12 protein-coding genes are annotated in these 12,505 nt (G+C 68.4%); 6 read left to right on the forward strand and 6 right to left on the reverse strand.

Features of this window, described 5'->3' with window-relative positions; genetic code table 11:
• Nucleotides 1–31: 31 nt before the first annotated feature.
• Genes maiA through ACSQ25_RS08905 form a run of 4 tightly spaced genes read right to left on the reverse strand, consistent with a single transcriptional unit; the run spans nucleotide 32 to nucleotide 3,700 of the window.
• A complete protein-coding gene (gene maiA / locus ACSQ25_RS08890) occupies nucleotides 32–676 on the reverse strand; it encodes a maleylacetoacetate isomerase (RefSeq protein WP_436105326.1) in 645 nt (214 codons plus the stop codon).
• 8 nt (nucleotides 677–684) lie between these two features.
• Nucleotides 685–1,395 carry a fumarylacetoacetate hydrolase family protein gene (locus ACSQ25_RS08895; protein ID WP_436105327.1) on the reverse strand — a complete coding sequence of 237 codons (711 nt, stop codon included), beginning with the start codon at nucleotides 1,393–1,395 and terminating at the stop codon, nucleotides 685–687.
• Nucleotides 1,396–1,417: 22 nt separating this feature from the next.
• Nucleotides 1,418–2,467, reverse strand: coding sequence for a gentisate 1,2-dioxygenase (gtdA, locus tag ACSQ25_RS08900; protein WP_436105328.1), 1,050 nt, complete (start codon nucleotides 2,465–2,467; stop codon nucleotides 1,418–1,420).
• An 18-nt stretch (nucleotides 2,468–2,485) separates the two neighbouring features.
• The gene (locus ACSQ25_RS08905; protein WP_436105329.1) at nucleotides 2,486–3,700 is read right to left on the reverse strand and encodes a 3-hydroxybenzoate 6-monooxygenase; all 1,215 of its coding nucleotides are present in this window, start codon (nucleotides 3,698–3,700) and stop codon (nucleotides 2,486–2,488) included.
• A 109-nt stretch (nucleotides 3,701–3,809) separates the two neighbouring features.
• Between ACSQ25_RS08905 and ACSQ25_RS08910 the strand changes: the two genes are divergently transcribed.
• Nucleotides 3,810–4,712, forward strand: a complete 903-nt coding sequence (locus ACSQ25_RS08910) for a LysR family transcriptional regulator (protein WP_436105330.1) — start codon at nucleotides 3,810–3,812, stop codon at nucleotides 4,710–4,712.
• Here ACSQ25_RS08910 and ACSQ25_RS08915 read toward each other — a convergent pair.
• Both ACSQ25_RS08915 and ACSQ25_RS08920 read right to left on the reverse strand, forming a co-directional pair.
• Nucleotides 4,709–5,599: a LysR family transcriptional regulator gene (locus ACSQ25_RS08915; protein ID WP_436105331.1), complete on the reverse strand. Its 891-nt coding sequence runs from the start codon at nucleotides 5,597–5,599 to the stop codon at nucleotides 4,709–4,711. The two genes, ACSQ25_RS08910 and ACSQ25_RS08915, sit on opposite strands and share 4 nt — an antisense overlap.
• A 76-nt stretch (nucleotides 5,600–5,675) precedes the next feature.
• Entirely contained in the window at nucleotides 5,676–6,890 is a 1,215-nt protein-coding gene (locus tag ACSQ25_RS08920; RefSeq protein WP_436105332.1) for a flavin reductase, read from the reverse strand.
• Between the two features lie 270 nt (nucleotides 6,891–7,160).
• On the opposite strand from ACSQ25_RS08920, the gene ACSQ25_RS08925 reads away from it, so the two are divergent.
• The 5 genes from ACSQ25_RS08925 to mhpD are packed head-to-tail and all read left to right on the forward strand — an operon-like array spanning nucleotide 7,161 to nucleotide 12,498.
• Nucleotides 7,161–8,087 (forward strand): SDR family NAD(P)-dependent oxidoreductase, encoded by a 927-nt coding sequence (locus tag ACSQ25_RS08925; RefSeq protein ID WP_436105333.1) that lies wholly within the window; start codon nucleotides 7,161–7,163, stop codon nucleotides 8,085–8,087.
• A gap of 19 nt (nucleotides 8,088–8,106) precedes the next feature.
• Nucleotides 8,107–9,297 (forward strand): Rieske 2Fe-2S domain-containing protein, encoded by a 1,191-nt coding sequence (locus tag ACSQ25_RS08930; RefSeq protein ID WP_436105334.1) that lies wholly within the window; start codon nucleotides 8,107–8,109, stop codon nucleotides 9,295–9,297.
• A 45-nt stretch (nucleotides 9,298–9,342) separates the two neighbouring features.
• On the forward strand, nucleotides 9,343–10,515 hold the full coding sequence (locus ACSQ25_RS08935) for an acyl-CoA dehydrogenase family protein (RefSeq protein ID WP_436105335.1): 1,173 nt from the start codon (nucleotides 9,343–9,345) through the stop codon (nucleotides 10,513–10,515).
• A 14-nt stretch (nucleotides 10,516–10,529) separates the two neighbouring features.
• Nucleotides 10,530–11,666 (forward strand): CaiB/BaiF CoA transferase family protein, encoded by a 1,137-nt coding sequence (locus ACSQ25_RS08940; RefSeq protein WP_436105336.1) that lies wholly within the window; start codon nucleotides 10,530–10,532, stop codon nucleotides 11,664–11,666.
• Nucleotides 11,667–11,697: 31 nt separating this feature from the next.
• Entirely contained in the window at nucleotides 11,698–12,498 is an 801-nt protein-coding gene (mhpD, locus tag ACSQ25_RS08945) for a 2-keto-4-pentenoate hydratase (protein ID WP_436105337.1), read from the forward strand.
• Nucleotides 12,499–12,505: the final 7 nt, after the last annotated feature.

The following is a 12,505-nucleotide window of genomic DNA, read 5'->3' on the forward strand; positions in this document are numbered from 1 at the left end:
TTGTTCCAGCAGCGAGGTGCTGGCCATCTGGTCAGTGCGCATCGGGCTGTGCTTCCGGCTGCGCGTTCGCAAACTCCGCCAGCGCTTCGCAGCGCGCGCCGATGGCGAGGATGGTCGGGTAGGGCGACAGGTCGCAATCGAATCGGCGTGCGTTGTAGAGCTGCGGCACCAGGCAGCAGTCGGCCATGGTGGGTGTATCGCCATGGCAGAACAGGCCCGTGTCCGGGCTGTGCGTCAGCTGCCGTTCCAGTGCGCCCAGGCCCACGGCGACCCAGTGCCGATACCAGGCGTTCTTCTGCTCGTCCGAGAGGCCCAGCTCCCCGCTCAGGTACTTCAGCACGCGCAGGTTGTTCAGCGGGTGGAGATCGCAGGCGATCGCTTGCGAGAGCGCCCGCACGCGGGCGCGGCCGGGCGCATCGGCCGGCAGCAGCGGAACGGCCGGCTGCGTCTCGTCGAGGTATTCGATGATGGCCAGGGACTGGGGCAGCACCAGGCCGTCGTCCTCGAGCACGGGGAGCAGGTGCTGGGGATTAAGCGCATCGAAGGCCGGACCGAACTGTTCGCCCCCGTTCTTCGACAGGTGCACATGGGCGTGGTCGGCCCGCAGGCCCTTCAGGTTCAGGGCAATGCGCACCCGGTAGGACGCGGAACTACGAAAAAAAGTATGCAGCTTCATGGTGGGGATCAGATGATGTCGATGTCGATCGGCGTCAGGCCCGCTACCGTGCCGACCATGCGCTGGCCGGGCAGCACCGCGCCCACGCCTTCCGGCGTACCGGTCATGATCAGGTCGCCCGGACGCAGCTCGAACAGGGTCGAGAGCTGGGCGATGGTTTCGCTCACGCTCCAGATGAGTTTCGACAGGTCGCTGCTCTGCACGGTCTTGCCGTCGACGCTCAGGGCAATCGCGCCGGCATCGAGCGGACCGCTGTCGGCGATCCGGGTGATGGGCCCGATCGGCGCGGAATAATCGAAGGCCTTGCCGATCTCCCAAGGGCGGCCCTGTTCGCGCATGCGCATCTGCAGGTCGCGCCGGGTCATGTCCAGGCCGACCGCATAGCCGAAGATGTGGGCGGCGGCGTCCTCGACCGCGATGTCGCGCCCGCCCTTGCCGATCGCGACCACCAGTTCGATCTCGTAATGGTAGTTCTCGGTGCGCGGAGGATAGGGCAGGGCGACGCTGGTCCCTGCCGGCACCGGCACCACCGATTCGGCGTCGTTGGGCTTGCAGAAGAAGAAGGGCGGTTCACGGTCCGGATCGAAACCCATTTCGCGCGCGTGCGCGGCATAGTTGCGGCCGACGCAGTAGATGCGGCGCACCGGGAACAGCGCATCGCTGCCGTTGACGGGAAGGCCGACGATGGCCTGGGCCGGGATGATGAAGTTGTCGTTCATGGTCGCTTTCTGCAAAATTTGTTCATTCAGGGAGGAATTCTTCGCGCAGCTGGCCGATCGCCTGCAGTACCGGGCGGTCGGAAAAACTGAACAGCACGGCGTCTTCGCTGGTCTCGAAGGCCAGGGTGGACCAGGACGGAACGACGAAGGTGTCGCGCGGCGCGAACTCGAAACGGCGCCCGCCGATGATGGCCACGCCATGGCCTTCGACCACGCTGTAGACGCTGCCGTCGGTGCTGCGGTGGGGCAGGCCGCGGAAACCCGCCGGCACCAGCTGCATACAGGCGCCGATGGTCGGCATCGGCGCGCCGCCCGTCAGCGGGTTCACGTAGCGCAGCTTGACGCCGAGCCAGGCGTCGATCTCTTCCTGGCGGCGCAGGGTCTCGAGCGCCTCGCGCGAGCGCTCATAGGGATAGTTGAAGATCGGCGAGCTGCTGCCTGCGTGCAGTTGGCGTACCGGCACCATGTTATGGCCGTAGGCCGCGAAACTGCGGCCCTCGGGGCGCGCGATCGGCTGGCTGGCGCTGTCGCCGTTTTCCGCGAAGCCGCTGCTGAAGAAGCGGATCGTCGGGATATCGAGCCCGTCCAGCCAGACCACCGGCTCGCTGACGCCGTCGATGCCCGGGTTGCCGTGGTCGTGCCAGGCCCAGGCCGGCGTGAGGATGAAGTCGCCGGGATGCATCATGGTGCGCTCGCCATCGACCGCCGTGTAGGCGCCCTTGCCCTCGACGATGAAGCGCAGCGCCGACTGGGTGTGGCGGTGGGCCGGTGCGATTTCGCCCGGCAGGATCAGCTGCAGTCCGGCGTACAGCGAACGCGTGATCGAAGCGCTGCCCTTGAGCGCCGGGTTTTCCAGGATCAGCACGCGGCGCACGGCTTCCTCGGCCGAGATCACTTCGCCGGCGCGCTTCAGGTGCGGCAAGATATCCCGGTAGCGCCACAGCATGGCATCGTAGCCGGGCGTGGGCTGGCGCGGCACCAGCGTGTGCAGCGACTCCCACAGCGGCGACAGGTGCAGGGCCTGCATGTCCTGGTAAAGGGCGCGGCGCGCTTGCTGCAGATCGTTGTTCATGTTCGGGTCTCCTGAGTGTCAGTGGGCGTCGGTATCGAGGGCCAGGCAGTCGGCGGCATGCCAGTCGTACAGCCAGGCCAGGGCCTCGTAGAAGCCGGCGGCGCTGCGGCCTTTCCACATGTCGTTGCGCACCAGGCGCTCGACGCCGGCGGCGTGGTACAGGCGGCCCATTTCGCGCACCGACAGCACCACGCGGGCGGTCCGGGTAATGCGCGAGCGCTGGTACAGCGCGAACGCGGCTTCCATGTCGTAGCCGCAGTGGCGCACGGCCGCGCCGAGGGTGACGGCATCCTCGAGCGCCATGCAGGCGCCCTGGGCCAGGTACTGCATCATCGGGTGGGCGGCGTCGCCGAGCAGCGTGACGCGGCCGCGAGTCCAGTTGTCGACCGGATCGCGGTCGGCCGTGCTCCAGCGGCGCCAGCTCGACGGCAGGTGTAGCAGCTGGCGCGGCAGCGCGGCGATGCCGGTGAAATAGGACAGCACTTCCTCCTCGCTGCCTTCGGTCACGCCCCAGCTTTCCTGTTCCCGGCTGTGGAAGGTGACGACCAGGTTGTACTGCTGGCCGCCGCGCAGCGGGTAGTGCACCAGGTGGCAGTTCGGTCCGGCCCAGACCACCGGGGCGTTCATGCGCAGCTCCTCGGGCATGTCGGCCACCGGCACCACGGCGCGGTAGACCACATGGCCGGAGACACGCACGCCGTCGCCGACCACCGCCTCGCGCGCCACCGACTTCACGCCGTCGCAGCCGACCAGGTAGCCGGCCTGGAAGCGGCGGCCGTCGGCGGCGGTGACGGTCACCCCGTCTGCGTCCTGCTCGATCGTCTCGATCCGGCAGGAGGTCACCAACTCGATGTTCGGAATGCCGCGCACCTGTTCCAGGATGGCGGTGTGGATGTCGGCGCGGTGGATCACCGCATACGGGTTGCCGAAGCGCGCGCGGAAGGCCTCGCCCACGTCGAAGCTGGCGACGGTGCCGCAATCGACCGCGTCCATCATGACCAGGCGCTCGGTGAACACCGCGTGTTCGCGTACCCGCTCGCCGGCGCCGAGGGCGTCGAGCGCGGCAAAGGCGTTCGGGCCGAGCTGCAGTCCGGCGCCGATTTCGCCCAGCTCGGGGGCCTGCTCGAGCACGGTCACCTGCAGGCCGAGCTGCGACAGCGACAGCGCCGCGGCGATGCCGCCGATGCCGGCGCCGGCGATGATGACGGAAGGCGTGGAGGCGGGTTGATGCATGGCGGTCTCCTGTTTTCTAATGGATGACGCCAGTGTGCCCTGTGATCTTTATTTGGAAAACCGATGAAGCTTGATTATGATGATCAGGATTCTCAATAAAGGAGGTGGGATGGGCTTCGACCTGGAACTGCTGTCGATCTTCGACGAGATCTACAAGACCGGCAACGTGACCCGGGCGGCCGCCAACCTCGGCCTGCCCCAATCGACCGTGAGCGTCGGGCTGGCCCGCTTGCGCGAACACTTCAACGACCGCCTGTTCAGCCGGACGGCCAAGGGCATGCTGCCGACCCCGCGCGCGCAGAACGCGATCGCCGACGTGCGCCTCTCGCTGCAGGCGCTGCAGCACGCGCTGGCCGACCAGCCGGCGTTCGACCCGTCCGCCAGCGAACGCGAATTCAAGATCTGCATGACCGACATCAGCGAGATCGTGCTGTTGCCCCGGCTGCTGAACCACCTGCGCGAGGTCGGCCCCGGCATCCGCGTGGCGATCTCGAAGATCTCGCCGGACAGCCCGGCCGAGCTGGCCGACGGCAGCGTCGACCTGGCGGTCGGCTTCATGCCGCATCTGGAGGCGGGCTTCTACCAGCAGGTTCTGTTCGACCAGCACTTCGTGTGCCTGGCTGCGGCCGGCCACCCGCGGGTGGGGGAGACGCTCGGCCTGGAGGCCTTGCGCAAGGAATCGCACATCCGGGTGCTGACCTCAGGGACGGGGCATGCCATCGTCGACAAGGTTCTGGCGGTGGAGGGGATCGAGCGCAAGTTCGCGCTCAGGCTGCCCAGTTTCCTGGGCGTGGCGCGCATCGTGGCGCAGACCGAGCTGCTGGCGATCGTCCCCTTTCGCTATGCCGCCGAGGTGGCGGCGAGCGAAGCGGTGCGCGCGCTGCCCGTGCCGGTCGAACTGCCCCGCTTCCAGGTCAAACAGCACTGGCACGAGCGCTATCATGCCGATGTGTCGAACCGCTGGCTGCGCCAGACCGTCGCGGCCCTGTTCCTGGACGGCGCTGGGGGCTAGCCCAGCAGTTGCGTCAGGCGGGCGCGCACTTCCTCGGCGGCGGCAGCGACCAGGGGATTGCTGGGCTGCTGGGCCGGCAGCACCATGCACAAGGTGGTTTCCAGTGCCGGTTGCTCGATCTTCTGCCAGGACAGCGCGGGCAGGCCGGCGCCGCGGCCCACCAGGCGCGGCATGATCGAGTGGCCCATGCCCTGGGCCACCAGTTCCATGGTGGAGTAGGTCGAATCGACCTGCAGCCTGAGGTTCACCCCGAGGCCCAGGCGCGCGGCGGCGGATTCGACGGCAACCCGGATCGAGTGGTTCCCATGCGGGAGGATCAGCGGCAGTTCGGCCACGGCCGCCAGGCTGACGCTTTCCGGGTCCTCGCCGACCGGTACGGCGCCGATCAGGTACAGCGGTTCCGACACGATCGGCGTGATCTTGATATTCGGCGAAGCCGCCGGGTTGTAGAGCAGGGCGAAGTCGAGCTGGCCCAGGAGCACCGCGTCGTACAAGGCGCCGGACAAGCCCTCGACGACGCTGATCGCCGCGCGCGGGTACAGCGACACCAGTGTCGGCAGCACCGACGGGATGCAGGCGCGCCCGATGCTCGGCGTCATGCCGATCACCAGCTGGCCCGAAAAGGCCGACTCCGAGTCGCGTACCGCAAGCGCGGCCGCGTCCATCAGGTGCAGCACCCCGCGCGCATACTCGAGGAACTTCTTGCCGGCCTCGGTCAGCAGCACGCCCCGTCCATGGCGGTAGAACAGGCTGGCGCGCAGCTCGACCTCGAGGGCGCGCACCTGGCGGCTCAGCGTCGACTGGCCGATATCGAGCAGGTCGGCCGCCTTGATATAGCTGCCGGTCTCGGCGATGCGCACGAAGTGGCGGATCTGGGAAATCTCCATACTGGCTCGGCCATCCTGGTTGGTATTACGTCAAGCTCATAGTGTACAGCGCACGCCCGCGGCGTGATGCGCCGGCTCAGGCGCGCAGCCGCGGCGCCGGGGAGCGGGCGCGGCGCGCCGTGATGGTGTGCTCCAGGCGCGCCGCCGACTGCTGCAGGCGCGCCAGCCATTGCCGCACCTGGAGCAGGCTGGCGCCGGGCGGCAGGGCGCTGAGGCGCAGCACCAGCACGACCCGCCCGGCGCCGTCGCGTACCGGCACCGACAGGTGGCGCAGGTCATAGCGCCCGTCGTCCGGCAGGTCGGCCGGCTCGTGCAGGCCGGCGCGCTCCTTGGCCGCCTCGAGCAGGCGCCGCTCCTGTCCCGGCGTGCGATGCCGGTCCGAATACAGCGCCACCATCTCTTCCAGGTTCTCTCCTTCGTCCGGTCCCTGCAGCGCGATCGACCAGCCGCGCGTGCGCACCCGCTCGAGCTGCGCCAGCGACGCATCGATGGTGTCCTGGTCGGCGCGGCCCAGGCGCCCGATCCACTCGGCATCGCCGGGCGCACCCGGGCCGCCGACGAACAGGGGGCCGAGCGGCGGGGCGCACGGCACCCGCAAGCCGAGCCGGCTGCGCAGGCGGAAGTCCGGCGAGCGGTTCTCGGTCGCCACGTAGACCACGTCCCCGCCGACCGCGGCCACCAGGCTGCATTCCGCTTCCAGCTCGACCGCCACGGCCTCCATCTCGTCGCGGCCGATCTCGGCCAGCTGCACCGCCTCGATGGTTTCGCGCTCGGCCGCGGCCACCAATGGGCCCGGCGTGAAGCGTCCGTAGCCGCGCTGGAAGAACAGCAGCGGCGACGTGTCCCGCTCCAGCGCCATGTCCAGAACGCCGCCCAGCACGATGTAATGGTCGCCGACCTCGGTCACGCTCGCGTAGTCGCAGTCGATCCAGGCCACCACGCCGTCCAGCACGGGATTGCCGGCTGGGCTGGGGTGCCAGGCCAGGCCGGCGAACTTGTCCTCGGCCGCAGACGCGAAGTGCTGGCAGACCGATTCCTGGTCGGCGGCCAGGATGTTCACGCAGAAGCTGGGCGAGCCGCCCATGCGCGCGAAAGTGCGCGAGGTCTTCATCGGCAGGTAGCCGATCAGCGGCGGGTCGAGCGACACCGAGGTGAAGGTGCCGATCACCATGCCGGCCGGCAGGCCATGTTCGTCGATGCAGGTGACGATGGCGACGCCGGTCGGATAGCTGCCGAGCACCGCGCGGAAGCGGGCGCCATCGATCTGCCTTGCTGAAGTGGGGGTGTGCATGAATGTCTCGCTGTCTCGTTGTGGATGATGTGGCCGGCGCCCACGGCAGGGCGGGGAGCATGCGAATGATTATATCGTTCTAGAACCAAAATTCAAGAAATTTCGGCGACCTTTCACCCCGGCAGCGCCGGCGCCTTCCCATCGACCCATGCGTTTTGCGCATAGTAGCCTTGAAGGTATTCGCCTTGTATCGCCACGGCGCAGGGCTAACAATGCTCTACGTTGACCGCCGGGACACGCCGGTCTCGCAACCTGGAGACAAGTAAAAACATGGACAGATTGAAGAACAAAGTCGCCATCGTGTTCGGCGCTGGCCCGAACATCGGCGGCACCATCGCCCACTTCCTGGCCCGCGAAGGGGCCAGCGTGTGCGTCACCGACATCAGGGAAGAGGCGGCGGCCGCCGCGGCCGATTTCATCCGCGGACGCGGCTGGGAAGCCATCGGCATGACCTGCGACGCCCGCGACGACGCCGACGTGGCGCGCGCCGTCGCCGCCACCGTCGAACGCTACGGCCGCCTCGACATCGTGGTGAACATGGCGGGCCGCGTCCACTGGGACGACGTACTGAACATGCAGCTCGACGACTGGAACGATTCGGTCGCCAGCTTCGCCACCGCCGGCCTGCACGCCACCCGCCACGGCGCCCGCGCCATGCTCGCCTGCGGCGCCGAGGGCAGCATCATCCACGTGATGTCGACCGCCGCCCACTTCGGCGAGGCGGACGGCGCTTCCTACTGCGCGGCCAAGGCGGCGCTGCTGAACTTCGCCCGCTCGGCGGCCATGGACCTGGCCCACCACGGCATCCGGGTGAACACCGTCACGCCCTGTTCGATGGAACACCAGCTGTGGTCCACCATGCGCGACGAGATGTTCGACCCCGACTGGGTGCAGCCCGCGCGGCGCGGCTTCTATTCGCGCCAGGAATACCTGGACCAGCTGCCGCTGCGGCGCTTCCCGCGCGCGGCCGACCTGGCCTGGGCCACCGTGTTCCTGGCCTCGGACGAATCGTCCTGCATGACCGGATCCGACATGGCGGTCGATGCCGGCCTGCGCCACAAGTACCCGACCTGGACCCCCGGCAAGCACGACCCGCGCGACATCAGGGATTACGCGCGCGCCACCCGCGTGACGCGCTACGGCGAGGAGCAGGAGCTCCTCACCGAGTTGCTCGGCGAGCCGATCGAACGACACTGACAACATCATGGAGACCCACATGGACACCATCCAGGACCAGCGGCGCGAAGAGCGCGCCCGACAATTCAAGCAACTCACCGAGTGCAGCCGCTGCAAGCCGATGGGCCGCCTGCTGCGCAAGTTCTGGCAGCCGGTCGCGCTGGCCGAGGACGTAGCGGCCGGCGCCGCCATCCCGCTCGTGATCATGGGCGAGGAACTGACCCTGTACCGCGGCGAGAGCGGGGCCCTGCACCTGGTGGGCGGACGCTGCGCGCACCGCCGCACGCTGCTGCATACCGGCTGGGTGGTGGGCGAAGAGATCCGCTGCATCTATCACGGCTGGCAGTTCGACGGCAAGGGCGCCTGCGTCAAGCGCCCGGCCGAAGCCAATACCGGCATGCCGCGCACGCAGATCCCGGCCTATCCGGTGCGCGAGTACATGGGACTGGTGTTCGCCTACATGGGCGAGGGCGAGGCGCCGGCATTCGACCTGCCGCGCAAGCTGCGCCTGGAGCGCGAAGGCACCCTGGTCGCCAATGGCCGCGAACGCTGGGACAACAACTGGTTCCAACAGGTTGAGAACTCGCTCGATGCGGTCCACGTGAGCTTCGTGCACATGGCGCTCACCGTCGGCCCGTTCGGCAAGGCGGTGACCGGCGCGATTCCCGAACTGTCCTATGAAGAGACCACGGCGGGAATCCGCCAGACCGCCAGGCGCTCCGAGACCAATGTGCGCGTGAGCGACTGGACCTTCCCGAACAATAACCACGTCACGGTGCCCGGCCTGACCCCGGACGACCCGTGGATCGACGTGTTCGTGTGGATGATCCCGAACGACGAGATGAACACCACGCGCTTCATGATCTACGGCCAGGCCCCGGGCGCCAGCGAGGAAGCGCGCCAGCGCTTCACGGATTACTTCGCCAAGTACGGCAAGTACGATCCGGCCGAGCACCATGACGAGCTGTTCTCCTCGCGCGAGTGGAACAACCCGGATGACATCTTCGTCGGCCTGACCGCGGCCCAGGATTACCTGTCGATCCGCGGCCAGGCGCGCATCACGGCGCGCGAGGACGAGATCCTGGGCCGCTCGGACCTCGGCATCGTCACCCTGCGCAAGCTGTTCTTCCGCGAGCTCGAGCTGGTCGAAGCAGGGCAGCCGACCAAGGAATGGCGTTCGCTGCACGACGCCGAAGCGCTGCCCAGCCAGCCGGGCCAGGACGCCGTCTGAGGCATCCTGCCGCTCCTCCTCAATCATCCCGCCCAGATTCCCACTATGCTCGATTTGACCCCTTATGACTCGCTTCCCGAGGAACTGCTGCAGTTCCGCGACTCGATCCGGCGCTTTGTCGACCGCGAACTGATCCCCCTCGAACACGCCGTCGGCGCCAACGGCATGCTGCCGCCGGAACAGGCGGACGCCCTGCGCCAGCGCGCACGACAGGCCGGCTTCTGGCTGATGGACGTGCCCGAGGAATTCGGCGGCCAAGGCTTGCCGCTGCTGGCGCTGGCCGTGTTCTGGGAAGAGGTCGGGCGCAGCACCGCCGCTTCCTGGGTGCGCGACCACGGCATCTTCGGCCCGATGGTCGGCCCGATCCTGCTCGGCCTGGACGAAGCCCAGCGCGCGCGCTACCTCCACCCGGTGCTGGACGGCAGCAAGCGCTCCTGCTTCGCCCAGACCGAACCCGATGCCGGTTCCGACCCGTCGATGATGCGCACCCGCGCCGTGCGTGTCGACAACGGCTGGCGCCTGAACGGCGTCAAGCGCTATATCACGCGCGCCGCGGTGGCCGACTTCGCCATCGTGATGGCGGTCACCGACCCGGAGAAGGGCGCGCGCGGCGGCATCTCCTGCTTCATCGTCGACCTCGACACGCCGGGCGTGAAGCTGGCCAGTTCGGAAAAGACCATGATGGGCGACGCCCCGAGCGAGATCAGCTTCGAGGATGCCCTGATTCCGTTCGAGAACCTGGTGGGCGAGGAGGGACGCGGCTTCGCGCTGGCCCAGGGCTACATCAATTACGGCCGGGTGCGCCAGGGCGCGCACGCCTGCGGCGCGGCCGAGCGCTGCCTGGCGCTGACGGCGGAATATGCGCACCAGCGCAAGACCTTCGGTGCGGTACTGGCCGAGCGCCAGGGCGTGCAGTGGATGATCGCCGACGGCTTCACCGAGCTGTATTGCACCCGCCTGCTGGTGTACGACGCGGCGCGCAAGACCGATGCCGGCCTGGAAGCGCGCATGGAAACCTTCATGATCAAGACTTTCGGCGTGGAGGCGGCCTGGCGCATCATCGACGACTGCATGCAGCTGCACGGCGGCATGGGGCTGACCGAAGACACGCCGATCGAGCGCTTCTGGCGCGACCTGCGCAGCTACCGCATCACCGAGGGCCCGACCGAGGTGCTGCGCACCACGCTCGCGCGCCAGATCCTGAAACATTACGCCTGACACCGGGAGCCACTATGAACCACGCTTTGGATGGCATCCTGGTCATCGAACTGGGCACGGTCCTGACCGCGCCCCTGGCCGGCATGATGCTGGCCGACCTCGGCGCGCGCGTCATCAAGGTCGAGCACCCGAACGGCGGCGACCCGTTTCGCCGCCATGCGGGCAAGCTGTACAGCCCGCACTTTGCCTCGTACAACCGCAACAAGGAGAGCATCCAGCTCGACCTGCAGACCGAGGCGGGCAAGGCCGACCTCCTGATGCTGCTGGCGCGCGCCGACGTCCTGCTCGAGAACTACCGCCCGGGCGTCATGGCGCGCCTCGGCCTGACCGAGGCCGCGCTGGCGGAGATCAACCCGGGCCTGGTCTGGTGCTCGATCACGGGCTTCGGCACCGATGGGCCCTACCGCGACCGGCCCTGCTACGACGCGGTGGCGCTCGGACTGTCCGGCCTGGCGAGCCAGATGCTCGATCCGGAGCAGCCGGCCATGAGCGGCCCGACCATCTCCGACAACGTCACCGGCATGTACGCCAGCTACGGCATCCTCGGCGCGCTCATTGCGCGCCAGCGCAGCGGGCAGGGGGCGCGGGTCGAAGTCAACATGCTGGAGGCCTCGATCGCCTTTTCGCCGGAAGGCTTCGCCCAGTACACGCGCCTGGGCACGGTGCCCGGACCGCAGACCCGGGTCGCGATTTCGCAATCGCACGCCTTCCCCTGCGCCGATGGGCGCCTGGTAGCGGTGCACCTGTCCTCGGTGGAGAAATTCTGGCAGGCCTTCGTTGCCGTCATCGAGCGCCCCGACCTGCTGGAGGACAGCCGCTTCCTCGCTCCGGAGCTGCGCACCCGCAACTACGGCGCGCTGAACGCGGAGGTGAGCCGGACTTTCCGCACCCGTACGCGCGAACAATGGTGCGAGCGGCTGGGCGCCAGCGACGTCCCGTTCTCGCCCGTGAACACGATCCCGGAAGTGATGGATGACCCGCAGGTGCGCCAGGCCGGCACCTTCTATGAGAGCGCCCACCCGGAGCACGGCCCCATGGTGGCCATCCACCGCCCGGTGACCATCGACGGCGCCCGCGGGCCGACCACGCGGCCGGCGCCGGTCCTCGGCGAGCACGACGCGGCGATCCGCGCTGAATTCGGGCTCGGCTGACGCCAGCCCATCTACCTCAAGAGAGCACACCATGAACCAGCAACAGATCAGCGAGATCGCGGCCCTGCTCCGGGCGGCGGAAGAACAAAGCATTCCCTGCGCACCGCTGCGCGAGCGCATCCTGGAGGCCGCCGGCGAGGTCGACCCGGTGGCCTGCGCCTACGCCATCCAGCAGTACAACGCGCAGCGCCGCATCGCGTCCGGCGCGCGCGTGGTCGGCCGCAAGATCGGCCTGACTTCGGCCGCCGTTCAGAAGCAGCTCGGCGTCGACTCGCCCGACTTCGGTGTGCTGTTCGCCGACATGGCCTTCGGCGACGGCGAGGAGATTCCGCTTTCGCGCACCCTGCAGCCGAAGGTCGAAGCCGAGATCGCCCTGGTGCTGGAGCGCGACCTCACGTTCGAACGGCATACCTTCGCCGACCTGGTCTCCGCCACCGCCTACGCCTTGCCGGCAATCGAGGTGGTGGGCAGCCGCATCGAGAACTGGAACATCAAGCTGCTCGACACGGTGGCCGACAACGCCTCGTCCAGCCTGTTCGTGCTCGGCTCGCGCCCGGTGAAACTGGGCCAGCTCGACCTGGTGAACTGCGCGATGACGATGGAACGGCGCGGCGAATCCGTGTCGAGCGGCAGTGGCGCTGCCTGCCTGGCCAACCCGCTCAACGCGGCGGTCTGGCTGGCCGACATGATGGTGCGCGTCGGTACCCCGCTGCGTGCCGGCGAGGTGCTGCTGACCGGGGCGCTGGGCCCGATGGCGGCGGTGGCGCCGGGCGACCACTTCGTCGCCCACATCGGCGGCCTGGGCGAGGTGCGCGCGGTTTTCGGACATTGACAAAGGA

This window comes from Massilia sp. LjRoot122, assembly GCF_964252725.1.
Classification (GTDB): domain Bacteria; phylum Pseudomonadota; class Gammaproteobacteria; order Burkholderiales; family Burkholderiaceae_D; genus Telluria.

What these genes read in the sequence shown, in the direction of transcription:
- ACSQ25_RS08940 (WP_436105336.1), top strand. Translation starts at nt 10,530, where the DNA reads ATGAACCACGCTTTGGATGGCATCCTGGTCATCGAACTGGGCACGGTC.
- ACSQ25_RS08910 (WP_436105330.1), top strand. Translation starts at nt 3,810, where the DNA reads ATGGGCTTCGACCTGGAACTGCTGTCGATCTTCGACGAGATCTACAAG.
- ACSQ25_RS08930 (WP_436105334.1), top strand. Translation starts at nt 8,107, where the DNA reads ATGGACACCATCCAGGACCAGCGGCGCGAAGAGCGCGCCCGACAATTC.
- maiA (WP_436105326.1), bottom strand. Translation starts at nt 676, where the DNA reads ATGAAGCTGCATACTTTTTTTCGTAGTTCCGCGTCCTACCGGGTGCGC.
- ACSQ25_RS08935 (WP_436105335.1), top strand. Translation starts at nt 9,343, where the DNA reads ATGCTCGATTTGACCCCTTATGACTCGCTTCCCGAGGAACTGCTGCAG.
- ACSQ25_RS08925 (WP_436105333.1), top strand. Translation starts at nt 7,161, where the DNA reads ATGGACAGATTGAAGAACAAAGTCGCCATCGTGTTCGGCGCTGGCCCG.
- mhpD (WP_436105337.1), top strand. Translation starts at nt 11,698, where the DNA reads ATGAACCAGCAACAGATCAGCGAGATCGCGGCCCTGCTCCGGGCGGCG.
- gtdA (WP_436105328.1), bottom strand. Translation starts at nt 2,467, where the DNA reads ATGAACAACGATCTGCAGCAAGCGCGCCGCGCCCTTTACCAGGACATG.
- ACSQ25_RS08915 (WP_436105331.1), bottom strand. Translation starts at nt 5,599, where the DNA reads ATGGAGATTTCCCAGATCCGCCACTTCGTGCGCATCGCCGAGACCGGC.
- ACSQ25_RS08905 (WP_436105329.1), bottom strand. Translation starts at nt 3,700, where the DNA reads ATGCATCAACCCGCCTCCACGCCTTCCGTCATCATCGCCGGCGCCGGC.
- ACSQ25_RS08920 (WP_436105332.1), bottom strand. Translation starts at nt 6,890, where the DNA reads ATGCACACCCCCACTTCAGCAAGGCAGATCGATGGCGCCCGCTTCCGC.
- ACSQ25_RS08895 (WP_436105327.1), bottom strand. Translation starts at nt 1,395, where the DNA reads ATGAACGACAACTTCATCATCCCGGCCCAGGCCATCGTCGGCCTTCCC.